Below are 15,301 nucleotides of genomic sequence, written 5' to 3'. Positions count from 1 at the left end.
TGGCTTTTTATTTTGCAGTTTAATCAGTGAGATGTGTGGACAATAGGTCCACTAAAATAATGATCAGAATGATTACCGCTAGCAACAATGAAAACTGCCCGAATTGGTCACTTAGAAAAACAAGGGTCACAGCGCCAATACAAAAGCCGGAGAAAATGCCGAGCAATTTTAGCCCTTGATTAACCATTACCCAATCATGTTGCCACAGGCCACCAAACAAAAAGGCCGCACAAGCGCGAATATTACCCGTCATCATCGTCGAATTAAATGTCACACCGTCAATATTGCGAAAGGATTGTAGTTGAATCCCAGATAAGGCCGAGAGTCCCGACGTAATGACGATATTAGGTAGGAAGTTAAGCGTAGCCGATAGGATAATTAACAGCGATTCGACAGCAATAGTTATCCGTATCCATTGGCGAAGTGACCGAACAGAAATAGTTTGCTGAACGATCCGGGTAACACCAACAGCCAAAAAGAAAATCATCAATGGAACCAACCGTTGCCAAACAGCAGTCCAGTGTCCGCGAGCAATGTTAATCCCAAGAAGAACCAGGTTACCAGACTGCAGACTTGCAAAAACACCGCCGTGAAACCAAAAAGAATCGGCATCGACCATCCCACCAATAAAGGCAAGCAGAATCGCCGTTCTGACTTTCATGACAAATGTGTGATCGCTAATTACCGTAGCGCTTTGCATAATAATCACCAACTTTCATAGTTGATTGCATTTCATCAGATTTACATACTATCTTTAATTTTACGACAATTATTTACTGCGTGCTGGTACGACTGTAACTGCGCATTCTTTTTCTTAAACGAATGATGAATGGATTTGAAACATGGCGGCATTCACGAGATAATGGACGAGTAAGTTTATTTGAGAAAGGATGACAAACATGAGTTCAAACATTCCTAACATCACCTTGAGTAATGGCGTCGAAATCCCTCAAATTGGATTAGGTGTCTTTCGTGTCAATGATCCGCAAGTCGTCGTTGACAGTGTTGTTGACGCAGTGAAAGCGGGATACCGTCATATTGATACGGCTAGTTTTTACGGAAACGAGGCTGCTGTCGGCGATGGTGTTCGTCAAAGCGGTGTGCCACGACAAGACTTATTTGTCACATCCAAAGTTTGGAATAATATCCGCGGCTATCAGGAAACAATTGATCAATTTAACCGGTCACTAAGCCTATTAGGCTTTGACTATTTGGATTTGTATCTGATTCACTGGCCGGCTGCCGGCTATGAAGAAAATTGGCGGGCAATGGAAGACCTTTATCATGCCGGTAAAATTCGGGCGATCGGTGTTTCCAACTTTGAGCCACGGCACATTGAACATTTGATGGCTTCAGCCACGGTTTCACCGATGATTAACCAAGTTGAAACACATCCATACTTGCAACAAAATGAAGTCCATGAGTACTGTGAAATCAACCATATTGTTCACGAGGCCTGGAGTCCATTGGGCGGCGGCAAGAGTGACGTACTCAGTGATCCGGTGATCGCTGACTTAGCCGCTAAGCATCATAAGAGTGCAGCACAAATTGTTCTCCGCTGGCACGTTCAACGCGGTGAGGTGGTCATCCCCAAGTCCGTTCATCAGCAACGAATCGAGGAAAATGAGGACATCTTTGATTTTTCGTTAACGCCTGAAGAGATGCGCACCATTGCGACGTTAGACCGCAACGGTCGGGTGGGCTCAGATCCTAACGATGAAGCGTTCTTAAAGCGTTCTACGACCTATGACAATCAGAATCACAAATAAATCAGCTTGCGTTAAGTCACTCCATCGATCAATAACGACGCAGGCAATTAAGGAGTCTGCGAATGGCTAAATCAGCTGGGGTAATCGAATATGATCGCGATTTTGGAAAAGAAACTCATGACGATCAACGGATGTTTGAATTATTAACTGTTGGTGTTTTTCAGGTGGGGTTAAGTTGGCAAGCGGCTGCTAGCAAGTTGCCAGCTTATCGGCGTAATTTTTATCAAATGGACATTGCTAAAGTTGCTGCCATGGACTTAGAAAATATTGACAACGTTTTAAACGATCCGAATATGATCCGCAATCCCAGAAAAATCCGGGCAGTTATTAAAAATGCTCGGGCCATAATCGGTGTCCAAAAAGAATATGGCAGTTTCGCCAATTACATGTGGAATTTTGTCGACGAAGTACCGCACACTAAGAGTTACGAAACACGCGATGAAGTGGAAACGAGCACACCGTTTGCTGGTAAGGTGGCCAAAGACATGAAGAAACACGGCTTTACGTTTGTTGGTCCAACCGTGACTTATATGTTTATGAAAGCTTGTGGCATGATTCAAGATCAGGTGTGGGATAATAGCTAAAACATACCAAATAGCACCCCATAATGACGACTATGAGTCGAAATTATGGGGTGCTTTATCTTTAAATTGCTAGTCCTGTAAGCCTAAGAAACGATAAATTGGCGTTACCCAATGATTATCGAACCGCGACAAGCGCTTCAGTGAATTTGGCGTATGTGTTATCCGTGGCGTTTTCAAATTTTTTGCCGTTTGCTGAGGTAACTTCAGGCTGTTGAAAGAATGTGGTGTTAATCGTACTTTGTAAGCACGATGCCCGATAACAGCTTGGACTGTTTGTACTTGAGAGGACCGATTGTCAAGTAACAGTCGCGTTGAGCCATCGTGTTGCAAAATGGCTGTGTGCTCCAATTGGCGATTTGTCGTTGAGGCAACACTCACGGTACCAGGTTGGACATCACGGCTAACTCTTTTGAGAACGTAATAGGCAGGATTGATCACTAATTGCTCTTTCGGGGTGCCGGCGTGTAAAACATTGATTGCAGCGCCACAGGGATTAACAGCTGCGTGAGTCGGACCGCCTTGACCATTGAGGACCAAGTTCCAATCGAGATACCCTTGAACATGGTGTTCAAAATCGTTAATGATGTCGTATCCGTAACGGGCTGCTGGCGTCCACTGATTGAGCCAAACGCCTTTTTCTTGTGCAGCTTCCGTGGCAATAATCTGCTGTTGAGGCTGCTGACGATGAAATAGGTCCAGGTTGTTAAAATTATCATCCCAAGCCGGTTGACCACTAAGATTGCCCAAGCTCATCTGAGCATTTAAACTGGCGGCGTACCAGTGCACACCCACGCTGTCGACGTATTGGTGCACATCTCGATGCGCGTAAAACTTCTGGGTCCATTGATTAAAGCCCATCATGATTGGCTGAGTGGCGTCACTTTTAACGTAGTCCCAAACCATAATTTTTGTTTGTGGATGCCGTGCTTTTAACTTAGGACCTAAGTAACGGGTAATAAAGGTTGCGGCCGCATCCGGTGTCCATGTCATTGCTTCCCATGGCGAGCTAGCCTGTAATTCATTTTGTAGAGACAACGTTTTAATCGCAACACCGCGGCTGTGTTGCGCGTCAACGTACTTAACTAAGTAGTCGGCATAAGCGGGCATAGCAGAACGCTTTAATGCGTTGTTGACGAGAAAGTTTTGACCATCACGTCGGTGACTAACTTTCATCCATTTTGGTGGCGCCCATGGTGCTGCCATAATTTGGATGTTGGGAGCCTGCTTGAGAATCTGCTGTAAGACCGGTGAGACGTGAACATCGTCAGGTTTTAAACTGAATGTCGCTGGTGTGGCTTCTTTAGCATACGTATAGCCAAACGTCGAAAAATCAGCCGAGCCAATCGTCAAACGTAAATTTGTGTAACGGGCTCCTTGAGCGCCAAAGTAGGCCGTTAAAATTTGACGGCGTGTTTGCGGACGGCTCTTTTGAATGACACTGGCAGCACTGTCCGTTAAGGCGCCACCAACGCCAGTAAATGTTTGGCGACGACGATTAGGGAAGACTTGTACAAAGCCAGTACTATTGGAAACGTGATCAATATGGGTGCCCATCACAAGATGCCGTTGATCATGCTGACCAGCTTGATTGGTAGTCGTCATCGTCGTTTGGTATCGTGAATCAGCCTTCGACACCGACATGGTTAATGCAGGCAAAGTGCCGCTGACTACGTTTGTAACGCCCACGGTTAGCATGGCAATAACGACTAATTTGATTGACGAACCAAGTTTCCACTTTGCCACGTAGACCGCTCCTTTACCACGATTTCTTTAAGTATAGCATGGTGTTTATTGAAGAGAAGCGTTTTAACTGGTGAGATAGTTTTAAAACAGGTATGGTAAAAGTGGTTGAAATAATGGGAGGGTGTTACAGATGAAAACTGTCACAATCAATCAGCAAGTATTGCCCGCAATTGGCTTAGGCACGTGGCATATTGGCGACTCTGAGGCGACTAGGTCGCGCGAAATTGGTGCTCTATCTGCTGGACTTGATGCCGGTGCTAAAGTGATTGATACCGCGGAAATGTACGGCAATGGCCGCTCTGAACGGCTAGTTGGTGAGGTGTTAAACCAACATCAGCGCGATGATGTTTATCTTGTGTCCAAAGTCCTGCCAGAAAACGCGAGTGCAAAACAGTTACCGCAAAGTCTGGACCGTTCTTTGGAAGCCTTGAATACTGATTACCTTGATTTATACCTGTTACATTGGCTGGGCAATATTCCACTTGCAGAGACGGTTCGTGCAATGGAAGCTGCTAAGAAGGCGGGCAAAATTCGTGCGTGGGGCGTATCAAACTTTGACGTGGATGATATGCAAAAATTGCTAAGCGTACCTGATGGTGACAAGGTTGCTGTTAATGAGGTGCTTATCAACTTACAAAATCGCGGCACCTTGTTTGACTTGTTGCCATGGCAAGAGAAACATCATATTCCAACACTTGCTTATTCACCTATTGCACAGGGCGATACACTGGGAGGCAACTTGGCAGGCAATGAAACACTGAAAAGCATTGCTGCTGCCCACCATGTGTCGGTGTTTGCGATTATGTTGGCATGGGTCATTCAATTGCCTGATGTGTTGGCAATTCCAGAGTCTGGGACAATCGATCATGCCAGAGAAAATGTTGCTGTGGCGGACCTAGTGCTTAGCGATGAAGAACTGAGGCGGATAAATACCGCATTCCCGACGCCAACACATAAAGTTCCACTAGCTGTGATTTAACAAGCCAAATTTAAAAAAAACGAAAAATTAAAGGAGCTGTTGAAATGCGCCATAAGGTCGTCTTTCATGTAGATCAGCCTGACCACTGGGCTCACACGATGCAAAATGTCGCTAACTTAACCACATACGTCGAATCTGAACCTAAGGAGCAGCTGCAAGTTGTGGTGTTAGTCAACGGCGCTGCCATCACCAAATATTTGGATCAGGATGGTCAAAATGCCGTTCGCCGTTTTCCCGAAGTTGAATTTCATGCCTGTCATAACTCGATGACTACGCATAATGTTACTGCCGACCAATTGCCAGAGGGCGTGATTGTGGTCCCTGTGGGTGTTCTCGATCTCATTAAATTACAAGAGTCAGGGTACGCATATATCAAACCATAGACGTGGAATGCTGCACAAAATCGCTGATTTAGCGACTATAAATGTTCACTGAACATTCAAAGGCAGATTATGTGAGGATGAAATCAAATTATGATATATATAAGTCAGATTTCATAAACCTAATCCCTTTGAAGGAGGCGATTAAGATGGCATTTCCACCAAAAGACATTATGGTACCCCTCGATGGTTCCAAAAATGCTGAACGGGCTTTGACAACAGCCATTGCTCTGGCGAAAGAAAACAAGGCCCGTTTACACCTCGTCCGTGTCATTGATCCAAACATCTATGCCGCTTACGGTGGTGGCGCTAATGCGACCGTATTCAACGAGGATGTTCGACTCGCAACCGAAAATTATTTAGAGGATGTTGCCAAGCGAGTTAAGGAAAGTGGTTTTACAAACTTTTCAACAAAGCTACTGCAAGGCAATATTAAATCTACGCTTGCTCGTAGCTACCCAGAAGAACACAAAATTGATTTAATAATTATTGGGGCTACGGGGATGAACGCCATCAGTCAGGCGGTCATGGGATCAGTTACTGCATATGTTGTTCGACATGCGACTGTTAACGTGTTTGTAGTTAAAGATGACGCCTGAATAATGTTGATTAAAACGCTTCTGCCATTACTTCGTTTTGGTCGAAGCGTTTTAATTTGCTCTGAATATTAATTTTTCTGTGTGTCCTGGCGTTCGAGCTAGTTTTGCAAAATCAATGACACGACTAAATAATGGTAGAACCTGATTGTGAACCGTGTGACTGATCATAATGAGCGTCAAAGCAGGTATGTTTAATAGCAAACTTCTCAATATGGATAGCGTTGGCGCAGCCGAATTTGATTATCTCAGGCATAATCATCAAAACACGACCGAGGTCAGCTTGCTTAATACAATAAGCGATTTATATGCACAGCGTCGTTTTGATGAGCTAAAACAATTGTATATAGCAAGGCAAAGTTCACGGTTGGAATCTGATCGATTATTGGCCAGTGAAATCTATACATTAGTGCGCGCGTATGGAACAAATATGTTCAAGATGGCGGTTGAACCAAGTTTAATTGCTGTTGAACACTTGCAAAATCTGTCTCAGTGGTCTTTATGTCAAGGGCAGTTTAAAAATGTAGGTTTTCGGCAGAAAGAAATGTAGGTTTTCGGCAGTTACTTGAGGCCACGTAATCGGTAAGATTTACCAGTGATCTTCACTACGTGAACATGATGAACCAAGCGATCGAGAATGGCTGCTGTCACAGTTGGGTTCTGGAAAATATCAACCCAAGCGGATAGATCACTATTGCTGGTAATGATCGTTGAATGCTTTTCATAGCGGGCATTGACTAGCTGAAATAAGAGGTTAGCTTCTTGGTGACCAATTGGCAAATACCCAATTTCATCAATAATTAATAGGTCATAGCGCGAATAGCGGCTTAGAGATCGATCAAGCAGTCCTTTTTCGTAAGCTGCTCTCAATCTAATCAACAGCTCATGACAATTAATAAAGAGAACCCGACAGCCCTGTTTACAGGCCTCAATCCCAATACTAATTGCCAAGTGGGTTTTACCGACTCCCGGATTGCCAATAAAGATTAAGTTTTCAGACTTTTCCATAAAAGCCAGATTCTGGAATTCCAGAACCTCTTGGCGATTCATACTGGGTTGAAAGCTAAAATCAAATGTATCTAGGGATTTTGTATTGGGGAACCGAGCACGGCCAATGGCCCGTGCAATCTGACCTTCGTGTCGATTCTGGAGTTCCGAATTAGTTAAATCAATTAGCGCCTCAGTTAATGACAGATTATCAGTGTGAATTTGATCAAGGTAATTCGGCAAGTATTCACGGATTTTGTTTAACCCTAAGCGCTCAAGATTATTTAAAAGAATTTGATTATTAGTGGTCATGGTAGCCTCCTATAAGTTGTCGTAATCAGTCATATGTTCACGAATGTAAGCTGAAATGTCTTCATCTGTCCGCCCTTTAAGCAAATCAGATTTGAGGATATTGAACTGATCTTGGGGGTCATAATTCAGCGAATTGGTAGTTATGGAGTGCGTACGAATTTCTTCTCCGTTATAATAAATGTGAATGCGCTGCTCATCATTGGAGATTTCAACAGCAACCGTACAACCAATGTATCGCGGATCTACTGAGTACTTACATTTGCGGAAATTGATCATGGCCTCCTTCGAAACGACACGGGTAATGTTTTCTTCGAAGTATGGTTCAAGGAGATTAACTGGAACGCGATGAAGGTACTCTTTTTCTTCGTCTAACCATTTCAGGTACGGGACTTCGTCCGTGGCCTGCGAAGTTTCATGATTTAGATCATCTCGGAGCATATGAACTAGTTCGATTAGCTCAGTTCCATCAGCAAATTCAGTATTGTATGGCCGTAAACGTTCAACCGTGCGAGCAAGGGCTTCAACTGCACCTTTAGTTTGTGGTCTGAATGGTCGACAAGCAATTGGTGTGAAACCGGCATCTTTACAGAATTCGTGGAACCGTTCGTTAAAGACAGCGTGGCCAAACTGGGATTTTGTATGATCCACAACGGTTTTCATATTATCAAACCAGATTTCCGTCGGAATACCTCCGGTATGAAGGAAAGCGTCGTGTAAGCAAGAAAAGAGGGTATCTTGGCTCCGATCAAAGGTTAGTGTCATATATTTGAGTTTTGAATAAGGCAATACATACAAGAAAATATTGAATTTAAACAGCTCACCCTCGCTGCTCACTAGGGCCATTTCTTCTTTCCAGTCAACTTGAGCAGAGAGACCAGGGGAATGTTCAATCCGAATGGTAGCTTTCTTAACTCGTTCTCGGCGGGTTTGGCGACAATAATCTTTCACGAGGGTATAGCTGCCGGTAAAGCCCTTCTTCTGGATAAATTTAAAAATTGAAGCAGCCGAACAATTTAGTTCAAGCTTTGAATCGATGGTTTGCTTGAATGGATCCAGTAAACTTGGCCGTTTCGGTCGACCACTTGGTCGGCCCTTAAGTCCAGCTTTGACTTCCTCATAGGCTTTCTTAACGGTTCGATAATCAACATTATATTGCCGGGCAATCTCGGCGAAGTTAGGCTTAATATTTTCAGTCACGTAAATCGTCACTCCTTCTCTTAAATCACGTCTCACATCAAATTCCTCCTACACTCTGATGTGATTCATGATACAAAAAATGTAGGAAAACCAACAGTTCTAACCTGCCGTTTTCCTACATTTTACGGGTGCCTTTTACATTTATTCGAACTACAATTAGCCGGCCCAGCGATTTGGACTGTCAATTCATTAAAACGCAAACAGGCATTAGTTGAGCGAGGAGAGGCTTGCTACCATTTTTATGCAGCCATGAATGGTTCATACGCCGCTAATTTAAGAGAGACACTGTGGCTTAATTACTTACAGGACTTGCTCACACGACCAACGTATGTAAAGGACGCTAAATTCAGTGATGCCAAGAAAGTTTGGCAGGAAATTGATGCGTTATCCGATTTGTCATCAGACTTTAATTGCCGACTGAAACGATTAACGAGCCATGTTATTGGTGCACTTTACTTTAACGATAATCAACAAGATGCTATCAACCAAGCGCATCAATTGTTAACGACATTTCGCATGCTTAATGACAAAAACAAGCATCAAATCTCCACTGAAGAAGAAATTATTACGTTTCAACTCAAACGTGCGCAAGAATATCATCGATATCACTAATCTGAATTAAAAAAAGTGTTTTTAGTCGGCTTTAGCCGCTTGCTGTGAATTCTTTTTTGAGATAAAACGTAAAAACTATTTGACACGAAATGTAAAAGATGTTTTACTTTAAATGTCAAAGACGTTTGACATTAGATTAATAAACAAAGGAGCTGACGGTCGTGCAGAACGTGATCAATTCAACACGTAAGCAGCAAAAACTCTCTCAGGCCGAATTAGCGACTAAAACAGGGGTAACTCGGCAAACCATCAACGCGATTGAAAACGATAAGTATGATCCATCTTTGGACTTGGCGTTTAAGTTAGCCGATGTGCTTGGACTGAGAGTAGATCAACTATTTTTATGGGGTGAACGTCATGATTAATGTTAAAAAGAATTTATTAGTCACAACTAGTCTGTTGACATTACTACTCGTAGCAATGTGCTTAGCTGTTGTCTTGGAAAACACTCATGGAATGGCAACATTAGTAGTTCTAATCAGCTTGGTCGTTCTAGTACATTTTCGTCGAGTACGTCAAACACATTTATTGACACATCGAGTACGCCTTTTTGATTTAAATGAAAAGGGCGAACCACTAGATATGTTGCATAATGATGAACGAGAATGGCGTCTGATGCTAACTGCTAATTACGTCAGTGGTCGCGTCACAGGAGTGTTTTTGATTGTTGTTTTAGGTGTTTGCTACGTGCTGACCGGTAGCGACTTGTACAGTGGAATGGCTTTTTTGCCAACCCGCTACTCACTGCAGTATCTTCTGGCGTTGGTTAGCATTCTCATTACTAGTGCAACATTGATTGGCGAGTGGTCGTTCTTGATTGCTTATTTTCGGTTAAATCGTGGATAATGCGGCTAATAATATCTATAGATGAGATGATATTTTATTGCTACAATTTTGATACCTGAGTACGCCAATATCTCTAATGTCAGTCAGTTGATCTCACTAAACATTGATACGGTTGGATTTATTGTGGTCTGTCTAATTGCATTAGCATTTTTGATTAAGGAATGGATCCTGCTGGCATTATACAACTGGTTTTCACAGAATAAATAAAAGCATTACATATTTGATTCGAAAAAGAAGGAGACAATCAGCAATGTCCAAAACTAAACGTAACATGCTCATTAACACTTCTGTTTGGACCATTATCTTACTGGAGTTACTTGTGCTGACATACACCAGGAGTTCTATTAATTTTATTGGTTGGTTATTTCTTTTATTTAATTCCTCAATTGTCAAATCAAGTGCAACACTAAGAATCTATTCTTAGAAGTGGTCTAGTTGCTAAGCTAGTTCAGGCATTAGATCGGCTGGGCAGCGATAGTTCAATGACCGCCGTAGCCGGTTGTTTAAGGTATCTTGAGCCAGCTGAATGTCAATGAGTGAGGCCGAAGCCAAGGATCTGCCCTTCGGGAAGAACTCGCGCAAAAGGCCGTTAGTGTTCTCATTGGTTCCACGTTCCCATGGTGAATAAGGATGGGCAAAGTAGATGTCAGTTCCCTTGACTTGACTCAAGCTTGAGAACTCAGCACCATTATCAAAAGTAATGGTTTTAAAGTGCTCGGTTCCATAGTCATATAAGGTATTCTGGAGGGCTTTCAAGCAAGTGTCGGCATGATAATTGGGAAGTTTAACGATGATCTCTAAGCGACTAACACGTTCAGTCAAAGTCATTAATGCTGGCTCAGATTCAACCCGTTTGCCTTTGACCAAGTCACCTTCCCAGTGTCCAAGCTCTTGACGCGCTTGAACCATGGCGGGACGCTCTTCGATTGAATGGCCCAGATTTTTCTTATTGATTCGATGATGCTTTGCCCCGGGGCATTTAATCCGGCGACGTAGTTTAGCTGGTAGGTCTGAATTGCGGATAGCTAAACGCTGGTCATCAATATACCGGTACACCGTCGGTGTTGAGGGGCAGACAAGCCTTGGGTGATCAGTCTTGAATTGGTGGACAAAAGTATCCACACTATGCATCCTGGGACGCGCTTTTAAAGCTGTCACCAAAGCATTACAGAAGGTTTGACAATGATCAAAGAGTCCACGATAACAGCTATTTAGTCGGTGCTTACGATAAATTGCTTCACCAGTTTCTGCCAGATATGACTGTTCAAAGATATGAGTACTAGCGTTAATCTGTGTCGTTGTCCCACGTTTTAATTCACGTGAAATCGTGCTGGGATTACGATGAAGGGCCTGGGCAATCCGGCGGATAGACCAATCTAAGTCCCTTAGGGATTCAATTCGACCACGTTCAGCTAAATTGAGTTGGTGATACTGATTAGATATGATATTCTTAATTCGGGTCATGAAGATACCTCTTTCTTGTTTGTGGTGAATTAAGAATAGGTCTTCATGGCCTTTTTGACTAGTCTGAATAAAGAACTGGTCTATTAGAGCAGGTGTTGCACTTCAATTTTAAATCGAGGCTTTTATTTAATTGGTAGATTGTAAAATTAATCCGAACGCTGTTCGGACAAAAAAGATCAGCTTCCTTTAAAATGGTGTTTACCACAAACCCATCTTTTAGGAGCTGATCTTTTGTCTAGTATAACCTATTCCGAACGAATTAAAATCGAAACCTTTTGTGAACTAGGGCTGTCCAATATCCAAATGGGCGTTCGGCTGAACCGATCACCGTCAACAATTTCTTATGAATTATCTCGATGTCAACCTTATCAGGCTGAATTAGCACAAACAGATGCCGAATACAAGCGATCACGATGTGGTCGGAAAACTAAGCTGAGCGATGAGTTAAAGCAAAAAATTCTCAACCATTTACGTCTAAGCTGGTCACCAGGAATGATTGCTCACGAATTTAAACTAGCTACTAAATCTATTTATAATTGGCTAAATCAGGAGAGAATTGATTTCTCCTTGAATGATCTACCTGAACATGGCGTACGCCAACGGCGTAACGTTGACCAACGATCCAAATATAATCAATCTTTGGGGCGATCAATTGAACAGCGTCCCATGATGATTAATCAACGTAATCGCATCGGCGATTTTGAACTAGATACAGTCGTTGGTCCTCGTGGGCATAGTAAGGCAGTTTTATTAACTTTAATCGATCGAAAATCACGGTTCCTTTGGGCATACCGGTTAAAAGATCGGACGACAGTGACTGTTAATGAAGCACTAACTAAGTTCCTAACCACTTTTAATGGTCCGGTGCACAGCTTTACTGTGGACCGTGGCACTGAGTTTAGTGGGCTAGTATCACTTGAATCACAATATGGTATTAAGACCTATTACTGCCATGCTTATACGCCAGCTGAACGTGGTAGTAATGAACGCTTTAATCGGAATTTACGTTATTTTTATCCTAAAGGGACTCGTTTTGAACACATTAGTGCTCAAGATTTAACGACGACGTTACTCCAAATTAACCAGCGACCGCTTAAAATACTCGACTGGCAAACACCGTATCAGGTTATGCTGACAAATTTGTCCAAAAATTCGGATTAAATTTGCAATCTACCAATTTAACTATTTTATCCATGACGCAAGCGAACTTTGCGACAAATCATCATGTGCAATTCCTTGATTTAAAAGAAACTGGGCAACCACTGAATATGCTACCAGCCGATGAACGTGAATGGCATGTAATGCAGAAAGCCGATTATGTCAGTACTAACGTGACGCTTATACTTCTTAGTGTTCCATTGGTCACAGCTTTCATGCTTCCAAGGATTGCTCAAGATGCAGCCGACAGTGTGATTCCAAATTTATTTTCACTTGACGCGCTCAGCTTTATCATTGTTTGCTTGATTGTTCTGATCTTGTTGGTTAAGAAATGGACATATCTGTTTATGTACGTTTTATTAGAACAAAGAAACTGAAAATTTTAAACTTCTATCAATATATTATATTAACTGACTTGATATTAATTGTCTTGGCAAAAAATGCACAAAGAAAAGAGGGATTTTTGTGGTTAATGTTAAAAGAAATATGGTTGCTACAGCAATCTGGGAATCAATTCTCTTATTTTTATTTGTCCCTATGTTAACGTTATTGAGTCAAGGAGCCTATAATGACACAGCGATATCTTGGATAACGATGTTCTTAACCTGGGGTGTGCTGCTAGTTAGCTTAGTGATGTTCAGACGCAACCAGAAAAAGGGATTAAAACATCGTGTTAAAATTTTTGATATCAAAGAAAATGGTGAACCAGTAGACATGTTTCATAATGATGAGCGCGAATGGCGATTAATGTTAACTGCACAATATGTTAGTGCTCGTGTGACAACCTTATTTGCATTGATTGTTATGGTTGCAGTTCCGTTAACGTCAGGTAGCATTATCAATGCAGGTTCAACAATTCATCTATCTGTGACACTGATGGCCGCTGTACTAACAAGTATCATCGCGGTTGGTTTATTAATTAGCGAATGGTCATATGTAATTGTTTATTTTAAGTTAGATAAAGAATAGTAAAAAAGTCGACAGGCTTTGTCGTAAACTTCGAGAAAAAGGGGTTAAAAGACTGTTGACTTTAATTTTTGCTTTCTAGTTTACATAATATATATTATACAAAGTAGTGAAAGAAGCTCTTTAAATGCTCTTCAACCTCAATGTCTTGTTTTTTAGACGCATCGTTCGACATCAACTGTTCATGTCTCGTATACTTCATTTAGATTCATGAATACTTTGCCGTATATTGACACAGCCATCATCCAATCATCAACTTTCCGGAGGTTTAATTATGATAGTTAAAAATCGCATCATGCTTTAGTAGATTGTAAAATTAATCCGAACGCTGTTCGGACAAAAAAGATCAGCTTCCTTTAAAATGGTGTTTACAACAAACCCATCTTTTAGGAGCTGATCTTTTGTCTAGTATAACCTATTCCGAACGAATTAAAATCGAAACCTTTTGTGAACTAGGGCTGTCCAATATCCAAATGGGCGTTCGGCTGAACCGATCACCGTCAACAATTTCTTATGAATTATCTCGATGTCAACCTTATCAGGCTGAATTAGCACAAACAGATGCCGAATACAAGCGATCACGATGTGGTCGGAAAACTAAGCTGAGCGATGAGTTAAAGCAAACAATTCTCAACCATTTACATCTAAGCTGGTCACCAGGAATGATTGCTCACGAATTTAAACTAGCGACTAAATCTATTTATAATTGGCTAAATCAGGGGAGAATTGGTTTCTCCTTGAATGATCTACCTGAACATGGCGTACGCCAACGGCGTAACGTTGACCAACGATCCAAATATAATCAATCTTTGGGGCGATCGATTGAACAGCGTCCCATGATGATTAATCAACGTAATCGCATCGGTGATTTTGAACTAGATACCGTCGTTGGCCCTCGTGGGCATAGTAAGGCAGTTTTATTAACTTTAATCGATCGCAAATCACGGTTCCTTTGGGCATATCGGTTAAAGGACCGAACGACAGCGAGTGTTAATGAAGCACTGACTAAGTTCCTAACAACTTTTAATGGACCGGTGCACAGTTTTACTGTGGACCGTGGTACTGAGTTTAGTGGGCTAGTATCATTTGAATCACAATATGGTATTAAGACCTATTACTGTCATGCTTATACGCCAGCTGAACGTGGTAGTAATGAACGCTTTAATCGGAATTTACGTTATTTTTATCCTAAGGGGACTCGTTTTGAGCACATTAGTGCTCAAGATTTAACGACGACGTTACTCCAAATTAACCAGAGACCGCTTAAAATACTTGACTGGAAAACACCGTATCAGGTTATGCTGACCAATTTGTCCAAAAATTCGGATTAAATTTGCAATCTACCCTTTATGTGACTAACGTTGCTGTCTGTGCTAATTTCTGGCACAAATATTTTCGCGCTGAAATTGCTGAGACCAATGAGATGCCCGACAACAGTCAAAACATCGTCTTACGATTCACTTCAGCCCTCGAAATCTCGTTATTTACAACGTCGTTCATCAAACGGTATTCACCTGAAGTATCACTTACAACGCCGTCATTAATGCTGTTCAGTGATGAATTTGAACAGCTTCATAAAAGATTACCTAATACTGGCCACATTATCGTGAATAACGGTGTGCGGACATTTAATTTTGCTGACCCCGAAGGCCATTTTTTTGTGATTGCAGAGCAGTTGGATCAGTAATAACGCTTGAATTACTGCAAT

At 42.0% G+C, this 15,301-nt stretch carries 19 protein-coding genes; 14 read left to right on the top strand and 5 right to left on the bottom strand.

The window, feature by feature from the left end; translation table 11 throughout:
- Positions 1-19 precede the first annotated feature (19 nt).
- Positions 20-700: a YoaK family protein gene (locus tag ABUE36_RS07780; RefSeq protein WP_421016515.1), complete on the bottom strand. Its 681-nt coding sequence runs from the start codon at positions 698-700 to the stop codon at positions 20-22.
- 199 nt (positions 701-899) lie between these two features.
- Between ABUE36_RS07780 and ABUE36_RS07775 the strand changes: the two genes are divergently transcribed.
- The gene (locus tag ABUE36_RS07775; RefSeq protein WP_421016514.1) at positions 900-1,769 is read left to right on the top strand and encodes an aldo/keto reductase; all 870 of its coding nucleotides are present in this window, start codon (positions 900-902) and stop codon (positions 1,767-1,769) included.
- Between the two features lie 62 nt (positions 1,770-1,831).
- Positions 1,832-2,353: a DNA-3-methyladenine glycosylase I gene (locus tag ABUE36_RS07770; RefSeq protein ID WP_421016513.1), complete on the top strand. Its 522-nt coding sequence runs from the start codon at positions 1,832-1,834 to the stop codon at positions 2,351-2,353.
- 69 nt (positions 2,354-2,422) lie between these two features.
- Here the strand turns inward: ABUE36_RS07770 and ABUE36_RS07765 are convergent, their stop codons facing one another.
- Complete coding sequence (locus tag ABUE36_RS07765) at positions 2,423-4,096, bottom strand: glycoside hydrolase family 30 protein (RefSeq protein ID WP_421016512.1); 1,674 nt, start codon at positions 4,094-4,096, stop codon at positions 2,423-2,425.
- A gap of 130 nt (positions 4,097-4,226) precedes the next feature.
- On the opposite strand from ABUE36_RS07765, the gene ABUE36_RS07760 reads away from it, so the two are divergent.
- The 4 genes from ABUE36_RS07760 (at position 4,227) to ABUE36_RS07745 (ending at position 6,601) form a co-directional block, all read left to right on the top strand.
- Positions 4,227-5,075 carry an aldo/keto reductase gene (locus ABUE36_RS07760; RefSeq protein WP_421016511.1) on the top strand — a complete coding sequence of 283 codons (849 nt, stop codon included), beginning with the start codon at positions 4,227-4,229 and terminating at the stop codon, positions 5,073-5,075.
- A gap of 98 nt (positions 5,076-5,173) precedes the next feature.
- The gene (locus ABUE36_RS07755) at positions 5,174-5,458 is read left to right on the top strand and encodes a DsrE family protein (RefSeq protein WP_421016510.1); all 285 of its coding nucleotides are present in this window, start codon (positions 5,174-5,176) and stop codon (positions 5,456-5,458) included.
- A gap of 146 nt (positions 5,459-5,604) precedes the next feature.
- Complete coding sequence (locus ABUE36_RS07750; RefSeq protein WP_421016509.1) at positions 5,605-6,054, top strand: universal stress protein; 450 nt, start codon at positions 5,605-5,607, stop codon at positions 6,052-6,054.
- Between the two features lie 169 nt (positions 6,055-6,223).
- Positions 6,224-6,601, top strand: a complete 378-nt coding sequence (locus ABUE36_RS07745) for a hypothetical protein (protein ID WP_421016508.1) — start codon at positions 6,224-6,226, stop codon at positions 6,599-6,601.
- Between the two features lie 11 nt (positions 6,602-6,612).
- On the opposite strand, the gene istB is transcribed toward ABUE36_RS07745, so the two are convergent.
- Together istB and istA are read right to left on the bottom strand one after the other, a co-directional pair.
- On the bottom strand, positions 6,613-7,350 hold the full coding sequence (gene istB / locus ABUE36_RS07740; RefSeq protein ID WP_014386885.1) for an IS21-like element helper ATPase IstB: 738 nt from the start codon (positions 7,348-7,350) through the stop codon (positions 6,613-6,615).
- A 9-nt stretch (positions 7,351-7,359) separates the two neighbouring features.
- Entirely contained in the window at positions 7,360-8,583 is a 1,224-nt protein-coding gene (gene istA / locus ABUE36_RS07735; RefSeq protein WP_003555353.1) for an IS21 family transposase, read from the bottom strand.
- A gap of 213 nt (positions 8,584-8,796) precedes the next feature.
- Here istA and ABUE36_RS07730 point away from each other — a divergent pair, with 213 nt between their 5' ends.
- The 3 genes from ABUE36_RS07730 (at position 8,797) to ABUE36_RS07720 (ending at position 10,005) form a co-directional block, all read left to right on the top strand.
- Positions 8,797-9,159 carry a hypothetical protein gene (locus ABUE36_RS07730; protein WP_421016507.1) on the top strand — a complete coding sequence of 121 codons (363 nt, stop codon included), beginning with the start codon at positions 8,797-8,799 and terminating at the stop codon, positions 9,157-9,159.
- A 161-nt stretch (positions 9,160-9,320) separates the two neighbouring features.
- The gene (locus ABUE36_RS07725; RefSeq protein ID WP_421016506.1) at positions 9,321-9,524 is read left to right on the top strand and encodes a helix-turn-helix transcriptional regulator; all 204 of its coding nucleotides are present in this window, start codon (positions 9,321-9,323) and stop codon (positions 9,522-9,524) included.
- A complete protein-coding gene (locus ABUE36_RS07720; protein WP_421016505.1) occupies positions 9,517-10,005 on the top strand; it encodes a hypothetical protein in 489 nt (162 codons plus the stop codon). The genes ABUE36_RS07725 and ABUE36_RS07720 overlap by 8 nt, the downstream gene beginning before the upstream one ends.
- Positions 10,006-10,443: 438 nt before the next feature.
- On the opposite strand, the gene ABUE36_RS07715 is transcribed toward ABUE36_RS07720, so the two are convergent.
- Complete coding sequence (locus ABUE36_RS07715) at positions 10,444-11,469, bottom strand: IS30 family transposase (RefSeq protein ID WP_010619295.1); 1,026 nt, start codon at positions 11,467-11,469, stop codon at positions 10,444-10,446.
- A 231-nt stretch (positions 11,470-11,700) separates the two neighbouring features.
- Here ABUE36_RS07715 and ABUE36_RS07710 point away from each other — a divergent pair, with 231 nt between their 5' ends.
- From ABUE36_RS07710 to ABUE36_RS07690, 5 genes are all read left to right on the top strand, one after another.
- Positions 11,701-12,630 (top strand): IS30-like element ISLpl1 family transposase, encoded by a 930-nt coding sequence (locus ABUE36_RS07710; RefSeq protein WP_421016461.1) that lies wholly within the window; start codon positions 11,701-11,703, stop codon positions 12,628-12,630.
- A gap of 2 nt (positions 12,631-12,632) precedes the next feature.
- On the top strand, positions 12,633-13,004 hold the full coding sequence (locus ABUE36_RS07705) for a hypothetical protein (RefSeq protein ID WP_421016504.1): 372 nt from the start codon (positions 12,633-12,635) through the stop codon (positions 13,002-13,004).
- A gap of 88 nt (positions 13,005-13,092) precedes the next feature.
- Positions 13,093-13,596 carry a hypothetical protein gene (locus ABUE36_RS07700; RefSeq protein WP_421016503.1) on the top strand — a complete coding sequence of 168 codons (504 nt, stop codon included), beginning with the start codon at positions 13,093-13,095 and terminating at the stop codon, positions 13,594-13,596.
- 398 nt (positions 13,597-13,994) lie between these two features.
- Positions 13,995-14,924: an IS30-like element ISLpl1 family transposase gene (locus tag ABUE36_RS07695; RefSeq protein ID WP_096109805.1), complete on the top strand. Its 930-nt coding sequence runs from the start codon at positions 13,995-13,997 to the stop codon at positions 14,922-14,924.
- A 2-nt stretch (positions 14,925-14,926) separates the two neighbouring features.
- Entirely contained in the window at positions 14,927-15,280 is a 354-nt protein-coding gene (locus ABUE36_RS07690; protein ID WP_421016502.1) for a glyoxalase, read from the top strand.
- The last annotated feature ends 21 nt before the right edge of the window (positions 15,281-15,301 follow it).

Source organism: Furfurilactobacillus cerevisiae (assembly GCF_048961765.1).
In the GTDB taxonomy this organism is placed as follows: Bacteria; Bacillota; Bacilli; order Lactobacillales; family Lactobacillaceae; genus Furfurilactobacillus; species Furfurilactobacillus milii_A.
This window is presented reverse-complemented; position numbering and strand designations above follow the sequence as displayed.

Coding starts and splice junctions, on each gene's coding strand:
- ABUE36_RS07750 (WP_421016509.1), top strand. CDS start 5,605: ATGGCATTTCCACCAAAAGACATTATGGTACCCCTCGATGGTTCCAAA.
- ABUE36_RS07770 (WP_421016513.1), top strand. CDS start 1,832: ATGGCTAAATCAGCTGGGGTAATCGAATATGATCGCGATTTTGGAAAA.
- ABUE36_RS07720 (WP_421016505.1), top strand. CDS start 9,517: ATGATTAATGTTAAAAAGAATTTATTAGTCACAACTAGTCTGTTGACA.
- ABUE36_RS07775 (WP_421016514.1), top strand. CDS start 900: ATGAGTTCAAACATTCCTAACATCACCTTGAGTAATGGCGTCGAAATC.
- ABUE36_RS07745 (WP_421016508.1), top strand. CDS start 6,224: ATGAGCGTCAAAGCAGGTATGTTTAATAGCAAACTTCTCAATATGGAT.
- istB (WP_014386885.1), bottom strand. CDS start 7,350: ATGACCACTAATAATCAAATTCTTTTAAATAATCTTGAGCGCTTAGGG.
- ABUE36_RS07755 (WP_421016510.1), top strand. CDS start 5,174: ATGCAAAATGTCGCTAACTTAACCACATACGTCGAATCTGAACCTAAG.
- ABUE36_RS07730 (WP_421016507.1), top strand. CDS start 8,797: ATGAATGGTTCATACGCCGCTAATTTAAGAGAGACACTGTGGCTTAAT.
- ABUE36_RS07760 (WP_421016511.1), top strand. CDS start 4,227: ATGAAAACTGTCACAATCAATCAGCAAGTATTGCCCGCAATTGGCTTA.
- ABUE36_RS07780 (WP_421016515.1), bottom strand. CDS start 700: ATGCAAAGCGCTACGGTAATTAGCGATCACACATTTGTCATGAAAGTC.
- ABUE36_RS07715 (WP_010619295.1), bottom strand. CDS start 11,469: ATGACCCGAATTAAGAATATCATATCTAATCAGTATCACCAACTCAAT.